The organism is Alginatibacterium sediminis (assembly GCF_003610775.1).
GTDB classification, from domain to species: domain Bacteria; phylum Pseudomonadota; class Gammaproteobacteria; order Enterobacterales; family Celerinatantimonadaceae; genus Alginatibacterium; species Alginatibacterium sediminis.
Genome location: NZ_RAQO01000008.1, coordinates 1 through 15,046, shown reverse-complemented (window position 1 = coordinate 15,046; position 15,046 = coordinate 1). Strand labels below are relative to the sequence as shown.

11 protein-coding genes are annotated in these 15,046 nt (G+C 43.7%); 5 read left to right on the top strand and 6 right to left on the bottom strand.

Features of this window, described 5'->3' with window-relative positions; genetic code table 11:
* The first annotated feature begins 9 nt into the window (after nucleotides 1-9).
* The 3 genes from dnaE to tilS are packed head-to-tail and all read left to right on the top strand — an operon-like array spanning nucleotide 10 to nucleotide 5,785.
* Nucleotides 10-3,423, top strand: a complete 3,414-nt coding sequence (gene dnaE, locus DBZ36_RS13995; protein ID WP_233558146.1) for a DNA polymerase III subunit alpha — start codon at nucleotides 10-12, stop codon at nucleotides 3,421-3,423.
* Between the two features lie 9 nt (nucleotides 3,424-3,432).
* The gene (gene accA, locus DBZ36_RS13990; RefSeq protein ID WP_120355584.1) at nucleotides 3,433-4,386 is read left to right on the top strand and encodes an acetyl-CoA carboxylase carboxyl transferase subunit alpha; all 954 of its coding nucleotides are present in this window, start codon (nucleotides 3,433-3,435) and stop codon (nucleotides 4,384-4,386) included.
* Nucleotides 4,373-5,785, top strand: coding sequence for a tRNA lysidine(34) synthetase TilS (tilS, locus tag DBZ36_RS13985; protein ID WP_120355583.1), 1,413 nt, complete (start codon nucleotides 4,373-4,375; stop codon nucleotides 5,783-5,785). The genes accA and tilS overlap by 14 nt, the downstream gene beginning before the upstream one ends.
* On the opposite strand, the gene DBZ36_RS13980 is transcribed toward tilS, so the two are convergent.
* The 6 genes from DBZ36_RS13980 to rcsF all read right to left on the bottom strand — a co-directional run bounded on the left by DBZ36_RS13980 (nucleotide 5,715) and on the right by rcsF (nucleotide 11,539).
* Nucleotides 5,715-6,614, bottom strand: coding sequence for a GGDEF domain-containing protein (locus DBZ36_RS13980; RefSeq protein ID WP_120355582.1), 900 nt, complete (start codon nucleotides 6,612-6,614; stop codon nucleotides 5,715-5,717). The two genes, tilS and DBZ36_RS13980, sit on opposite strands and share 71 nt — an antisense overlap.
* Before the next feature lie 117 nt (nucleotides 6,615-6,731).
* A complete protein-coding gene (locus DBZ36_RS13975; protein ID WP_233558145.1) occupies nucleotides 6,732-7,898 on the bottom strand; it encodes a patatin-like phospholipase family protein in 1,167 nt (388 codons plus the stop codon).
* A 134-nt stretch (nucleotides 7,899-8,032) separates the two neighbouring features.
* Nucleotides 8,033-9,745: a proline--tRNA ligase gene (locus DBZ36_RS13970; protein WP_120355581.1), complete on the bottom strand. Its 1,713-nt coding sequence runs from the start codon at nucleotides 9,743-9,745 to the stop codon at nucleotides 8,033-8,035.
* Nucleotides 9,746-9,811: 66 nt separating this feature from the next.
* Complete coding sequence (locus tag DBZ36_RS13965; protein ID WP_120355580.1) at nucleotides 9,812-10,450, bottom strand: acyltransferase; 639 nt, start codon at nucleotides 10,448-10,450, stop codon at nucleotides 9,812-9,814.
* On the bottom strand, nucleotides 10,443-11,162 hold the full coding sequence (gene tsaA / locus DBZ36_RS13960; RefSeq protein WP_120355579.1) for a tRNA (N6-threonylcarbamoyladenosine(37)-N6)-methyltransferase TrmO: 720 nt from the start codon (nucleotides 11,160-11,162) through the stop codon (nucleotides 10,443-10,445). Before tsaA ends, DBZ36_RS13965 begins: the two co-directional genes overlap by 8 nt.
* A 2-nt stretch (nucleotides 11,163-11,164) precedes the next feature.
* Nucleotides 11,165-11,539 carry an Rcs stress response system protein RcsF gene (gene rcsF, locus DBZ36_RS13955; RefSeq protein ID WP_120355578.1) on the bottom strand — a complete coding sequence of 125 codons (375 nt, stop codon included), beginning with the start codon at nucleotides 11,537-11,539 and terminating at the stop codon, nucleotides 11,165-11,167.
* A 373-nt stretch (nucleotides 11,540-11,912) separates the two neighbouring features.
* On the opposite strand from rcsF, the gene DBZ36_RS20530 reads away from it, so the two are divergent.
* On the top strand, nucleotides 11,913-13,907 hold the full coding sequence (locus DBZ36_RS20530; RefSeq protein ID WP_120355577.1) for a methyl-accepting chemotaxis protein: 1,995 nt from the start codon (nucleotides 11,913-11,915) through the stop codon (nucleotides 13,905-13,907).
* Nucleotides 13,908-13,958: 51 nt separating this feature from the next.
* The gene (gene gmhB / locus DBZ36_RS13945; RefSeq protein ID WP_120355576.1) at nucleotides 13,959-14,510 is read left to right on the top strand and encodes a D-glycero-beta-D-manno-heptose 1,7-bisphosphate 7-phosphatase; all 552 of its coding nucleotides are present in this window, start codon (nucleotides 13,959-13,961) and stop codon (nucleotides 14,508-14,510) included.
* Nucleotides 14,511-15,046 lie beyond the last annotated feature (536 nt).

Here is a 15,046-nt window from a genome sequence, read left to right as displayed (position 1 = left end):
GTCGATGGAATGAACAAAGTCAAACCAATCGTTGCCCATTGCCAGCAATTGGGTATGCCAGCGATGGCGATTACCGATCAATGCAATTTTTGTGGTTTGGTTAAATACTATGGTGCTGCCCACAATGCAGGTATAAAACCATTGGTAGGGGCTGATTTTTGGGTTCGAAGTGACTCTTTTGGAGACGAATTATTCCGCTTAGTGTTGCTTGCCAAAAATAATGATGGCTACCAAAACATCACCCGTCTGATTTCAGATGCTTATTTACGCGGTGCAATTGAAGATAAACCGGTCATTGATCTTGATTGGCTAATTAAATATAACAGCGGAATTATCGTGCTGTCTGGAGGGCGAGAGGGCGATGTCGGGAAGGCTTTACTTCGTGGAAAAACCGAAGTAGCGCAAGAATGCATTGAGTTCTACCAGCGTCATTTTAACCATCATTTTTATCTAGAGCTAATACGAACCGGACGTGAGGATGAAGAACGTTATATTCACCTTGCTGTGGAAGTTGCGTTGCAATTTCAGCTGCCGGTGGTTGCAACCAATGAAGTGATGTTTCTAAAACCACAAGACTTTGAAGCACATTCGGTACGAGTCGCTATCCATGATGGTTTTGCCATGGATGACAAACGCCGTCCTCGACGTTATAGCGCACAACAGTATTTACGAACCGAAGCTGAAATGTTGGAATTATTTTCTGATATCCCTGTTGCATTACAAAATAGTGTTGAAATCGCAAAGCGATGTAATGTTACGATTCGCTTAGGAGAGTATTTTTTACCAGATTTTCCAACTAACGGTAAATCAATCGAGGAATTCTTTTGTGATGTATCGCGAGTAGGCCTTGAAGAACGTCTTGAGTTTTTATTCCCAGACCCCCTAGTTCGCGCTGAAAAACGTCCTGCCTATGATGAGCGTCTAGAGATTGAGCTAGGCGTTATCAATAAAATGGGCTTTCCGGGTTACTTCCTGATTGTTATGGAGTTTATCCAATGGTCTAAGGACAATAATATCCCGGTTGGGCCGGGACGTGGTTCAGGTGCTGGGTCTTTAGTGGCCTATGCTCAAAAGATTACCGACCTCGATCCGCTTGAATTTGATTTACTGTTTGAACGATTTTTGAATCCTGAACGGGTTTCTATGCCTGACTTCGATGTCGATTTTTGTATGGACCGTCGTGATGAAGTCATCGAGCACGTAGCTGAACTCTATGGGCGCGACGCTGTATCTCAAATTATCACATTTGGAACCATGGCAGCAAAAGCCGTTGTTCGTGACGTTGGCCGAGTTCAGGGGCAGCCCTTTGGGTTTGTCGACAGAATTAGTAAGTTAATACCCGGCGATCCGGGCATGACCTTGGCCAAAGCGTTTGAAGTTGAACCTCGCTTGCAAGAGATATACGACGCTGACGAAGAAGTACAAGAACTGATCAACATGGCTCGCACTCTAGAAGGGGTTACGCGTAATGCTGGTAAGCATGCCGGGGGTGTTGTTATTTCACCTACCACGATCACTGATTTTGCACCCTTGTATTGTGACGCAGAGGGCAATAACCCGGTTACTCAATTCGATAAGAACGATGTAGAGTATGCCGGACTAGTCAAGTTCGATTTCTTAGGTCTTCGTACACTGACCATTATTCAATGGGCGCTGGATATGCTTAATCCGGTCCTATTGTCTCAGGGTAAAGACCCGATTGATATTGCAAGCATTCCAGTTGATGATCCGGCTAGTTTTAGATTGCTACAAAAGTACCAAACTACCGCGGTATTTCAGCTCGAATCTCGCGGTATGAAGGATTTGATTAAACGGTTACAGCCTGACTGTTTTGAAGACATGATCGCATTGGTGGCTCTATTTCGACCTGGTCCTTTGCAATCAGGCATGGTTGATAACTTTATTGAACGAAAACACGGGCGAGAAGCGGTCTCCTATCCGGATGAAAAATGGCAGCATGACAGTTTACAAGAAATCCTTGAGCCAACTTACGGAATTATTTTGTATCAAGAGCAAGTGATGCAAATTGCTCAAGTACTTGCCGGCTATACGCTTGGTGGCGCCGATATGCTTCGTCGAGCAATGGGTAAGAAAAACGCAGATGAAATGGCTAAGCAGCGCGCCATTTTTAAAGAGGGAGCTATTAACAACAATGTTGATGGCGAACTTGCGATGAAAATTTTTGATTTAGTAGAAAAATTTGCAGGCTATGGCTTTAATAAAAGTCACTCAGCGGCATATGCTTTAGTGTCTTATCAAACGCTTTGGCTTAAAACACATTTTCCTTCTTATTTTATGGCTGCGGTAATGTCGGCAGATATGGACAATACCGACAAGATTGTAACCTTAGTTGACGAGTGTAATAGCACCAATATCCCCATCATTCCGCCAGATGTGAATAGCGGGGAGTATAAATTTTCTGTAAACGAACAACAGCAAATCGTCTATGGGATCGGTGCAATTAAGGGGGTTGGCGAAGGGCCTGTAGAGGCTATTTTAGAGGCCCGTGAAGCGGGGCCGTTTATTGACCTATTTGATTTTTGTAATCGCGTCGATTTAAAACGAATCAACAGACGAGTTCTAGAAAAACTGATCATGGCGGGCGCTCTTGATCAGCTTGGTCCACACCGAGCAGCCTTAATGGCAACCTTAGAAACGGCAATGAAATCTGCTAGCCAACACGCTGCTGCAAGTGCCCGTGGCCAAGAAGATCTGTTCGGTTTAATCGCCAGTAGCGACCAAGAAAGTCGGCCTGACTTTGTAACTATTGATCCGTGGATAGACAGGGTTTGGCTTGAAGGTGAAAAAGAAACTTTAGGACTATACTTAACCGGTCATCCTATAAATCAATATGTGAAAGAGTTTAAATCGTATACCTCCTCACGATTGATTGACTTGCGTCCGAGCAATAAAGATACCATTACCGTTGCTGGCTTAGTGCTATCGTCGAGGGTAATGATGACCAAGCGCGGATCAAAAATGGGCATACTCCAGATTGATGATCGTAGTGCTCGTCTAGATGTCATGCTATTCTCTGAGGCGTTCGAAAAATACCAAGATTTAATCGAGAAAGACCGAATTTTGATTATTCAGGGACAGGTCAGCTTTGATGATTTCTCTGGAGGTCTTAAAATGACCGCGCGAGAAATCATGGACTTAGGTCAAGCTCGCGAGCGCTGGGCAAAACGACTAGTGCTAAATATAAATGAAGATGATACCCATGAGCAATATTGGCAGCGATTCTGTGAAATAATTGAACCGCACCGACATGGAACTTGCCCAGTAGCAATACGCTACCAAGGCAGTAAGGCTAGTGCAGAGTATATACTTGCGAACGATTGGCGGATAACGCCAAGCGAAGAATTATTGGATGGTTTGTCTGAAATGCTTGGACAAGCCAATTTGGCCCTTGAATTTAGTTAATAAGACATTATGAGCCAGAATTTTTTAGATTTTGAACAACCGATCGCTGAACTACAAGCCCAAATAGAAGAACTTCGTTTGGTGAGTGAAGGTGATATTGGCGTAGATTTAGCCGCTGAGATTAGTCAGTTGGAGCAAAAACAGACTGATTTAACCAACAAAATTTTCTCCGACTTAAACCCTTGGCAGGTTGCACAAATTGCGCGACACCCACAGCGTCCCTATACCTTGGATTACTTGAAACTAATCTTTAGCGACTTTGACGAGTTAGCGGGTGACCGATCCTATGCCAACGACGAAGCTATCGTTGGTGGTATGGCGCGTCTCGATGGCCAACCGGTAATGGTAATTGGACAACAAAAAGGCCGAGAAACCAAAGAAAAGGTTCGTCGTAATTTTGGGATGCCCAAGCCTGAAGGTTATCGCAAAGCCTTACGTCTCATGGAAATGGCTGAGCGCTTTAAAATGCCTATCATCACCTTTATCGACACGCCAGGTGCTTATCCTGGTGTTGGCGCTGAAGAACGTGGTCAAAGTGAAGCGATTGCCAAAAACTTGTTAGTGATGGCGGGTTTGAAAGTTCCAGTGATTTGCACGGTGATTGGTGAAGGTGGTTCCGGCGGTGCTTTAGCCATTGGTGTTGGCGACCGTGTCAACATGTTGCAATACAGTACCTACTCAGTTATTTCTCCTGAAGGATGTGCTTCAATCCTTTGGAAGAGTGCCGAGAAGGCTTCAGTGGCTGCTGATGCAATGGGAATTACCTCCGAGCGAATTAAAAACTTAGGTTTAATTGATTCGATTGTTGCTGAGCCATTAGGTGGCGCACACCGAAACATGCAGCAAATGGCTGAAAACCTAAAAGTGAAGTTGTGCGACGATTTAGCTAACTTGAAAACTCTTGAAGTTGACCAATTGCTAGAGCAACGTTATCAACGACTAATGAGTTATGGCTACTGCTAAATCTAACTCCAGTACTTCAGTAGCGGCTTGCAATCAAGCCGCTCATTCACTACAAAGCCATTTCGAAAACCAAGTCCGCAGATTACCCAATAAGCTAACTAAGTTAGTGATTGGCTTCTCTGGTGGACTTGATTCAACTGTTTTACTTAATCTGTGTCACCAAAACGCAATTGCGCTTCAAGCTTTTTCGATCAAAGTTGTCCATGTTGATCATGGGCAAAGTGAAAAGGCCGCGAGATGGGGTGAGTTTTGTCGTGAATTGTGTCAAAGCTATGGTTTTGAGTTTGTTTTAGCAAAAGTTCAAGTAAATAACATGGCGCGTCATAGCTTAGAAGCTTTACTACGAGATGCGCGCTATCAACAACTAGCACTGCATGTTGATCAACACACAGCGCTACTAACCGGACATCATTGCGATGACCAACTTGAAACCTTTGTTCTTAACTTAAAGCGAGGCAGTGGAGTGCTAGGTTTGGCGAGCATGCCGGAGCTGCGAGTTTTTTCTGAGGGTGTATTATTTCGGCCTTTACTTGAGATTAACCGCAGTCAACTTGAAGCTTATGCGCAAACACAGAACTTAGCTTGGGTAGAAGATGAATCTAATACAGACCAAGCGTTTGACCGCAATTATATTCGACATACCTTAAGTCCGCTATTGTTAGCTCGATGGCCTGGTTTTCAAAAATCCTTAACCCGAAGTACTCAACTCTTGCAAGAGAGCCAAGGCTTACTCGACGAACTTGCTCAGCAGGATCTGCTTGAACTTACCAAACGAGGTAAGCGACAAGACGCACTCGAAATAAAACCCTTGCTGCAACTAAGTGTAGCGAGGCGAAATAATGTGTTGCGCTACTGGTTGCATCGCAAGGGTTTAAGCCCTAGCCATGCCTTGTTGGCGCAATTATGGAAACAAATAGCAGCCAAAGCAGATGCTAAATTATCCTTGGATATAGGTAACCATGCTTTAAAACGCTATAACGAGCATTTGTATTTGTACCAATTAGACAGTTTTGAGCCGCAGAATTTAGATTTAGAACCAGCCGATTTTGCCCAAAGCTCCGAGATTGTATTTGGTAAGCAATGCTTATCTTGGAAAGACGGCGGTCATCTGAGAAAACCAAGCTCTGATCTTAAAGTGCAAATTAAGTTTCGGGCGGACTTTGAAAATCCGTCGATGAGAATTGCTGGCCGAGCTGGTTCACGTTCATTAAAGAAGTTACTTCAAGAGTTTGGCGTAGCCCCATGGCTAAGGGCGCAATTACCACTACTTTGCTACGATAATGAAATCGTAGCTATAGCTGATCTAGCAGTGTGTGAAGGCTGGTATATTAAACAGCCGACAGGCCTAGCTTTGTACTTAAACGTTTGTGATCATACATATGTTGATCCGCCGCGTTAAATAAAGCTTCTGCGTTATCGCCGGCATTCCACAAGCTGTATCCAAAACTGGTGCTAAGTTGCAGATTACACAACATATCATCTTGAATTAGGGACTGTGCTAAACGACGTTCTACATTCTGAGCTGATTGTGAGTTGGCTGGGCTAAGTAGTAGCGCAAATTCATCCCCACCAATTCGAAAACAACGGTCGCTGCCTCGAATACATGTTTGGAGAATATTGGCAAAACGAATAAGTACATCATCGCCAATCGCATGACCATGTTGATCATTAATCTGTTTGAAACCATTTAGGTCGAGTAAAGCGAGTACTAAACCTTGGTTCGGCTGACGCTGTTGCTGATCGAGGCTTAAACTTAATATTTCGTCGAAATGCGCTCGATTGCCGATTCCGGTTAAGTAGTCGCTGCGAACTTGTTGTTGAAGACGACGCATATGCAGCGCGTTGCCTAGGTTGGCTTGTAGCAATTTGACCATTTGCGACAACAAGGAGATCTCATAGCTTTCAAAAGGATGATGGCGTTTAAAGGTAAGGTTACCGATTAAAATACCTTTGTCTTCAAGATTGAAACTACGGTAATAGCGGTGACCGTCAGAAAGCTTAACTTCAAAAGTTTGACCTTCCGCTTGGATCTGCATAGCGGAAAAATTGACAATACGATTGCTTTGGCGGCAAAAGTTTTCCAGCATCGGATTTAGCTCAAAACTGAGTTGTAGTGTTTCGAGAATAGCCAGTCGACTTTCGCTGTCTAACTTGGCTTTATCCTTTAACTTCAAACTCTTAAGAGGGTTTAGTTTGTAACTAAAATTGCTAACTTCTAGTAGATCCATATCTTACCTGCTGGCTATCTATGCTTGAAAAACTGACAAATTCTTGCCGTTCTACTCATATATAGTGTGTTAATGCAGGAAACGATCCAACAATTAGCAGATGCAAATATGACTGCCCTAATTTGTTTCTGGCTTAAGAAACTCGAAGATTTCGTTGGCCATTGCTTGGCCGTCAATATACCCGCAGCGCATCAACTCCTGGGTATGGCGCGCCTCAAATAATAGATAGCTGGCAATGCTGGAGCTACTATTTTGGTTGATACCAACCGTTCTTAATATACTTCGCATGGCAAAAGGGAAACACTCGAAATGAGCTTGGGCTATCGCGTCAAAGTCGTGTTGGGGACGAATACTTAAGGTTTCAATTGGCCGAAGCTTCAGCTCATGTTGATGATGAGAGTCCATTTGATCCAAACTAAAGTTTATGCGCTGTAATTGGTCCAAGTCAGAATCTAATGTGTCTGAAAAGATACCGTCTAATAGCTTGCCTGCAATATCAGCACTGTTTGGTGCTCTTGTAAGTTTACTTGATGCGGAAAATTGGCTTTGTGGTTTTAAGTGTATACATAGGATCTTATCGGCACCTAATTGAATCGCAGGACTCAGCGGGCTAGGTTGATGTACAGAACCATCTCCAAAATAGCTTTGATTAACGCGTATCGCCGGAAAAACTATGGGTACAGCTGCACTTGCCATGAGTTGGTTGGTGTTGATTTTTACCCGTTGACTATAGCGAGAGTGACTGTGCCATTGCTTAAGACTGTGATGACCTTGGAAAAACGAAACATTGTTTGTGGTTGCGTAGTCACTAGCGTTAATACTTAGTGCATGTAAGTGACCTTGGTGAACATTTCTTTCTATCCTTGCATAGGGTAAATAAGCATCGAGCAGATCGCGTAAGGGGCGATTGTTAAGTAAGGAAAAGCTGTGTTTGGTGGCATAGTCAGCGCGTAGTCCACGTGTGGCCATACGTAACAATTGAGCGGTCATTCTGATAAAGTCGCTATGATAGACTTGGTGACAATGAAAACGACCCCAGATGGACTCCAGTTTTTTGACTCCAAGGCGAAAGCAACTGGCGTAACATGCTAAAGCAGTTGCGTTGATAGAACCCGCTGAGGTTCCGCAAACGATAGGGAAAGGGATGCCATGATTACGTGGATAGAGTTCGCTAATCGCTTTTAATACGCCAATTTGATAAGCCCCGCGGGCACCTCCGCCGGTTAGCATGATGGCAGCTTTGGGTGCGTTGGGATTGGGTTTATTAATGCGTGTTGTATTCACGTGTTATCCAGGTTATATCGCTAGCTAGTAGTCTATAATTGATGGACTGTCGAAGTATTTCAAGCAAAAAAAAAGCCCACCGAGGTGGGCTTAGTTCAATTTACGATTTAAAACTCATTTTTGAGCATCGTACTCTAAACAAGCTGCGCTAAATGTTCGAATACCGCATCGATAGCTATTTCATGTTTTTCACCGCTGGCTCTATGTTTCACTTCGACAACGCCTTTGTCGATACTGCGATCACCAATGATGATGACATAAGGAACACCGATGAGTTCCATATCAGCAAACATCACACCAGGTCGCTCTTTACGGTCATCAAACAACACGTCGATATTCTGCTCTAGTGCTTGTTGATAGTATTTGTCCGCAAGCTGAGCTACACGGTGCGACTTGTGAAGGTTCATCGGGATGATACCTAAGGCAAATGGAGAAAGTGCTTTGGGTAACTTAAGCCCGTATTCATCGTGGTTTTGTTCTATTGCGGCTGCAACAATGCGTGAAACTCCAATACCATAGCAACCCATTGTCATTACTTTGGTTTTGCCTTGGTCGGTAAGCACTTTAGCATTCATTGATTGTGCATAAACTTCACCCAGCTGGAAAATATGTCCAACTTCAATGCCGCGCTTGATTGATAAATGACCTTTACCACAAGGGCTAGGGTCGCCTTCTACAACATTACGAAGGTCGGCTACTGTTGGTAGCGCTAAATCACGATCCCAGTTAATCCCGAAATAGTGTTTGTCGTCAATATTTGCGCCAGCACCAAAGTCTGACATGACCGCGACACTTCGGTCGATGATTAACGGTAGGTCTAGGTTTATAGGACCTAAAGATCCCGGGGCCGCACCTATAGCTTCGCGAATTTCTTCTTCACTTGCGAATTCTAATGGGCTGGCAACACCGTCTAATTTTTCTGCTTTAATTTCGTTTAATTCGTGGTCACCGCGAACCATTAGGGCTACTAATCGTTGCTGTGCTTCATCATCTGCTTTTACTATTAAGGTTTTTACGGTTTTATCGATAGCCAATCCGTGCTGCTCAACAAGCTCGGCGATAGTTTTAGCATTGGGTGTGTCAACAAGCTCGAGGGTTTGGGCCGCTGCTGCCCGTTCTTGTTGAGGTGCCAATGCTTCGGCTTTCTCAATGTTGGCTGCATAGTCACTCCCATCACTAAACACGATTGCATCTTCGCCGGACTCAGCGAGTACATGAAATTCGTGAGAGGTACTGCCACCAATGCTGCCTGTGTCAGCGATGACTGGGCGATATTCCAAACCTAGACGATCAAAAATGCGGCAGTAAGCATCGAACATTACTTGATAGGTTTTTTCTAAGCATTCATCATCGATATGGAATGAGTAGGCATCTTTCATTAAGAACTCGCGAGATCGCATAACACCAAAGCGTGGTCGAACTTCATCTCGGAACTTAGTTTGGATCTGAAAAAGATTCAACGGCAATTGTTTGTAAGACGAAATCTCTTTACGTACTAGTTCAGTAACCACTTCTTCGTGCGTTGGACCTAAAACAAAATCCCGCTCGTGGCGATCTTGTATCCTTAACAACTCCGGACCAAATTTGTCCCAGCGTCCTGTTTCATGCCATAAATCTGCCGGTTGGACTACAGGCATGCTGATTTCGATTGAGCCCGCGCGGTTCATTTCTTCTCGCACAACTCGTTCAACTTTTTGTAGAACCCGCAAACCACTTGGTAGCCAGGTATATAGTCCCGATGCAAGTTTACGAATCATCCCAGCGCGTAGCATAAGTTGATGAGAAACGATTTCTGCATCGCTAGGCGTTTCTTTCATTGTTGAAAGCAAATACTGAGTGGAACGCATGGTTGTCCTTTTATATATGTTTGAAGGTTTAATTAAGTGGGATTGTAGCAGCAGCTTTCGCTGCTGTCATAGCCTGTTGCTGGGAAACTGGTGTAACAAAGGTTTTTTGCGTCGGTCACCGATTATCTTCGCTGGATTTCCAGCCACAATTGCCCATGGTGGTACAGGTTTAGTCACTACCGCGCCCATTGCGACTACGCTGTGGTCAGAGATCTCGAGCCCATCCACAATACCAACACCCGCACCAATCCAAACGTCTTTACCAATAGTAACCCCAAGTGAGGTATTGTTTTGTTGCCAAATTGGTTTACTCGGCGATAGCCCGTGATTAAAGGCGTATATTTTAACATTATTGGCAATGCGGGTGTCATCACCAATGACTATCCCGGCGCGACCGCCATCAAAGGAGCACTGATGATTTATAGCAACATTAGCCCCAATAGTAACCGGGCCATGAATGAAACAGTCGGCAGCGATAAAGCTATTTTCTCCGATACTTATTAGTCGACCAGGCTCTGCGAAAAGTTCTGCGCTGGGTGCCAAAAAACAATTGTTAGCAAATTCTACGCTTTCTAGTTCAGCTAGTTCGACTTGCAATTGCTGTTGCCATTGCTTTGCCCAAACGTGGTGTTTTGGTTTCAAGCTGTAATAAAGCCAGGGCATCCAGGCTAAACGTTTTTTGTGTTGGCGTTGATAATCAGGCATGAGGGTGTATACCAACAATCAGACAAACGCTTTTCGCTTCATCGGCCTGAACTTGCCAGCGAATATTAAAGTTGAATAGATGTATGCCATATTCACGGACCGTGATTTGCTTGCGATGATAGGCAGGCCTGGGATCTTGACTCAAAACTTCATCTACAACTTGGAAATGGTGCTCTTGTAAATGTAGCGCCTGTGCTTGATTTCGAGCCTCACTAGACCATTGGACGTTTAAACGTGTAGTTGGTGGATCTTGTGCAAACCCACTATGACTATTCTTTGGGTGATCTGCATATTCAATATACGGTTTAATGTCATAGATAGGGGTACCGTCGACAAGATCGCCTCCAATAAACTCTATCGAAGAACCTGTTTCTTTGTCGTTAATTCGCGAGACTTCAAATAGGGATAAACCTAAACCGTTGGGTCTAAATGACGATCGGGTTGCAAACACCCCAAGTTTTTGATTCCCACCTAGACGTGGTGGTCTAACTTTAGTCTTCCAGCCTGCATCTTGATTTTGATGAAATCCAAAGATCAACCAAAAGTGAGAGAATTGCTGAGCACCATCTAAAAATTCTGCACTATCAAACGGCGCATTAAATTCTAGAGTACTTCTTACACTCGTCACTAAATTTGCTTGGCGTGGGATTGCAAACTTCTCTTTATACGGAGAGTGAATAAGTCCTATGGGCTCTAGTGGCTGTTGTAACATGCCTATTGATCGCCATTTTCGATACTGATTGCTTTGGCATAACAGCTAATACTTGCAACGCAATGGGCCTCATCTTCAATGCTTAAACATTTGTGTATAACGATGGCATCGGCGTTTAGATATGATGCTTGTTCGCGAGCGTCATTGCGAGCATCTATTTCCTGTGGTGGCCGGTCATTCGCTTTTTCTTGGCAAGCTATTCCTTCCACAACTCGGATGATTTTATAGTCTTTACCTTCTAGCTCGCTTTGTTGCATAACCGAGACCTTCGCACCAGGCACGTACTGCTTGAAATTCTTTGGGTCTACGTTGGTGTTTACTGAATAATCAGCGCATGCACTAAGCAAGACAATTGAAACTAATGTGAATTTTTTCATTTAGAAACACTTCATCAAATTGATTGTGAAAATGGTAGCAGTTTATCGCACGTATGGCACTAGATGCTGATGGTAGCTTCAAATAAGTTAAGTGCTCGACTGCTCTCAAGTTTATAAGATCAAAGCTTTTGCTTTAGTCTTTGTACAGACGGCCGATAACATATAGCGAGCCCATTTGGTTAGAAATGTCATGGTTGAAATATCTAGGGCTTGTCAGTTTGTTGAAATATCGAGCTAAAATATAATTAAGTTACACGTGCGCATAGCGTAACACCTTTGTTACTTGAGATATTATGCGCAAGTTTGTAAGGTGTAATCGTATCTAAATGTATTGATTTTGTAAAAATCTAACCGTTGCCAGCAAGGAGTGCTCGTGTCTTTAACTAAAAAATTGTTTGCTACATTTGGTTTTATTGTGGCTTTAATGTTATTGGCAGCAGGTTTAGCTAACCAACAACTCAAGCAAATGCGTAACTTAGAAAGTGAAGTATTTGATACCGATCTTGTTGCGATGCACTTTAGTCAGCAATTCCAGCAGCAAGTTTTAACCAGTGTTTCCGCGCTACGTGGTTTTATCATTCTGGGCTCAGAACCTAAATGGGCCGATGAATTTAAAAGTCAGCGTCAACAAGCTATCGCAAAAATCATTGAGCTCGACTCAGAAGTAATTGCATTGTTAGGGGAAGGGGCTGGAGACCAAATTATGTCACAGGTCGCCGAGCTTGATCGACTTCAAATGGATCTAGAGCAACTAAGCCATAATGAAGACAACCTGCCGGCACATGCCTTGATGTTTTATGATGCTGGCCCTTTAGCAGAAGAGGCTTTATATCAGGCTGATTTAGCTATTCAAGAAGAAGCCAACGTTGCTTTTGCCACCAAACAGCGTAAACGCTTGCTAGCAAGTATGTTTGCTGGACGCAGTGAATTTGCTAACGCTTTGATTCAAATGCGCGCCTTTATTGTGAGTGCCGATGCGAGCGAACTTGATAAGTATAATCAGGCGAAGCTACGCTACGAGCAGCGTATGGCCGAAGTGGATCAATTCGCAAAGTTATTTAGAGGTGAACAACAACGCTTGTGGGGGCAGTTTATTGATCTAGCCGCCGCGTTTATTGGTATAAGCGAGGAGATCGTTGAATTGCGTCTTGCTCCCGATTGGAATGTAGCAAACTATCGAATGGAACAAGAGGTGACACCGCTTGTTGAGCAACTTGAACAAAGTACTCAAGCTTGGAACCAAAAGCTGATCGATGGTGTGAGCATTAAACAGCAGCACTTGATTGCTATGGGCGACGACATTACACGACAGCAAATTATAGCCGTTGTTATAGCGGCAATATTGTCTTGCTTTGTTGCAATAGGATTTAGTCGCCGACTACGCACTCAACTTCAATTACTTAGCCAACGGGCCAGTGCTATCGCTAGAGGTGAACTTGCAGGACCACCTCTGGTTGTAAAAGGTAAAGATGAAATTGCTCAATTAACTCAAGCGGTGAACACCATGTCACAACAATTGAGGGAGCTTATCTCTGAAGTTGATCAAGCGGCGCAATCGGTTCACGAGAACAGTTCCAAAGTCAGTTTTTCTAGTAGCGAAATTAGCCAACACTTGCAATCGCAACGGGTGCAAGTTAACGGTGTTTCAGATGCGCTAAATGAGTTATCACTAGCCGCTGCAAATATTGCACAAAGTTCGTCCACTACCGCTGACAGTGCTGCTCAAAGTGGCGACATCGCGCGGCGCGGCGGTGAGGTGGTTACCAATACCATTGAGATTATGAGCCAAGTTAGTAGTGCTGTTAATGAAAGCTCTAAGCAAGTACAGTCATTAAGCAATGCCAGTGAGCAGGTCGACCGTATTGCTGAGGTAATTCTTTCCATTGCAGATCAAACTAACTTGCTGGCACTTAATGCTGCTATTGAAGCTGCGCGCGCAGGCGAGCAAGGGCGTGGTTTCGCTGTTGTAGCAGAAGAAGTTCGGAATCTAGCTGGGCGTACTAGTGACTCTACTGAAGAGATTTCGAAAATTGTTGCACAAATCCAAAAGCTTAGCCGCGAAGCCAATCAAAGCATGGGCAGTAGTGCGCAGCTGGTTGAAAAAGGCAGCTCTGTGGTTAAAGAAGCTGGGGACGCCTTAGAAAAAGTGATTCTTAGTTCTGAGGGGGTCATGCAAGGAGTAACCGAAATAGCGGCTGCAACTGATCAGCAAAGTAGCCTTTCTACACAGACAGTTGAATTGCTTGAGCAGATTTCTGAATTGGCAGAGCGCTCTGACGAGAAGTCCAGACAAAGCCGAAGTTTAATTGACGAACTAGAGAGCCAAAGTAAACAGATGTTAGAACAAACGCATCGCTTTAAACTCTAGATAGATGGGGTACACTATGGCAAGAATAAGTACTCCATATAGAGACATCGCATGAAGCCAACAGTTTTTTTAGATCGCGACGGTGTATTAAACGTCGATACCGGTTATATCGGTCAAGTGGACGACTTTGTGTTTATAGACGGCGCAATTGAAGCCCTACAACAGTTGAAACAGGCCGGATGGCAGTTGGTATTGGTGACTAACCAATCTGGTATTGCTCGCGGCTACTTTAGCGAAGAACAGTTTTTAAGTTTAACAGAGTGGATGGATTGGTCATTGGCTGACCGAGGCGTTGATCTTGACGGTATTTACTATTGTCCTCACCACCCTCAAGGTAGTGTCGTTGAATTCGCTATTGATTGTGAATGCCGTAAGCCCAAAACGGGTATGTTTGAGCAAGCTGCTAAAGAGCTAGATATTGACCTTGAGCAATCATGGATGATCGGTGACAAAGCCAGCGACATTATTGCTGCTGCAAACGCGGGCATTGCACATCGGGTCTTGGTGAAAAGCGATTACGACATTGAAGACAAACAAAAAGCATTGGCGGTAACTGAAGTACTCAGTTTACAAGAAGCTGCCGCATTGATACTTCAAGATTAAACGAATAACTACAAATTACCCACTTGCTGGTGATTTATACCGCGGTTTTAATCAAGTTAAAATTTATTGACTAAAACCGCTTGCCTTTGAAAACTATATCCCTATAATGCAACCCGCTGACACGAGAACTTAAACACTGTGTGTTTTTGTCTGTGCAAGCATAGGGTTTTAGTCTGTTTTTTGAATAGGCTGTTGTTGGAAAAGTTTAAATATTCTAAATGTTTAAGCTTGACTTTAAAAACCCATGGCGTACTATACGCATCCGCTTCGACGAGAAGCCTTCTGGTGTGACCGGAAGTAAAACGTTCTTTAACAATTTAATCATGCAATCTGTGTGGGCACTCGAAGATTGATGACGCAAAAAACTTTGCTTGTCATTATTTAAGAGTTCCATACAGCGACTTTAGCAATAGAGTCAAAAATATGTTAATTCAGTAATATTTGATGAGCCGGTTTTAGTCTTCGGATTAAAACCAAAAAAAACTTTAATTGAAGAGTTTGATCATGGCTCAGATTGAACGCTGGCGGCAGGCCTA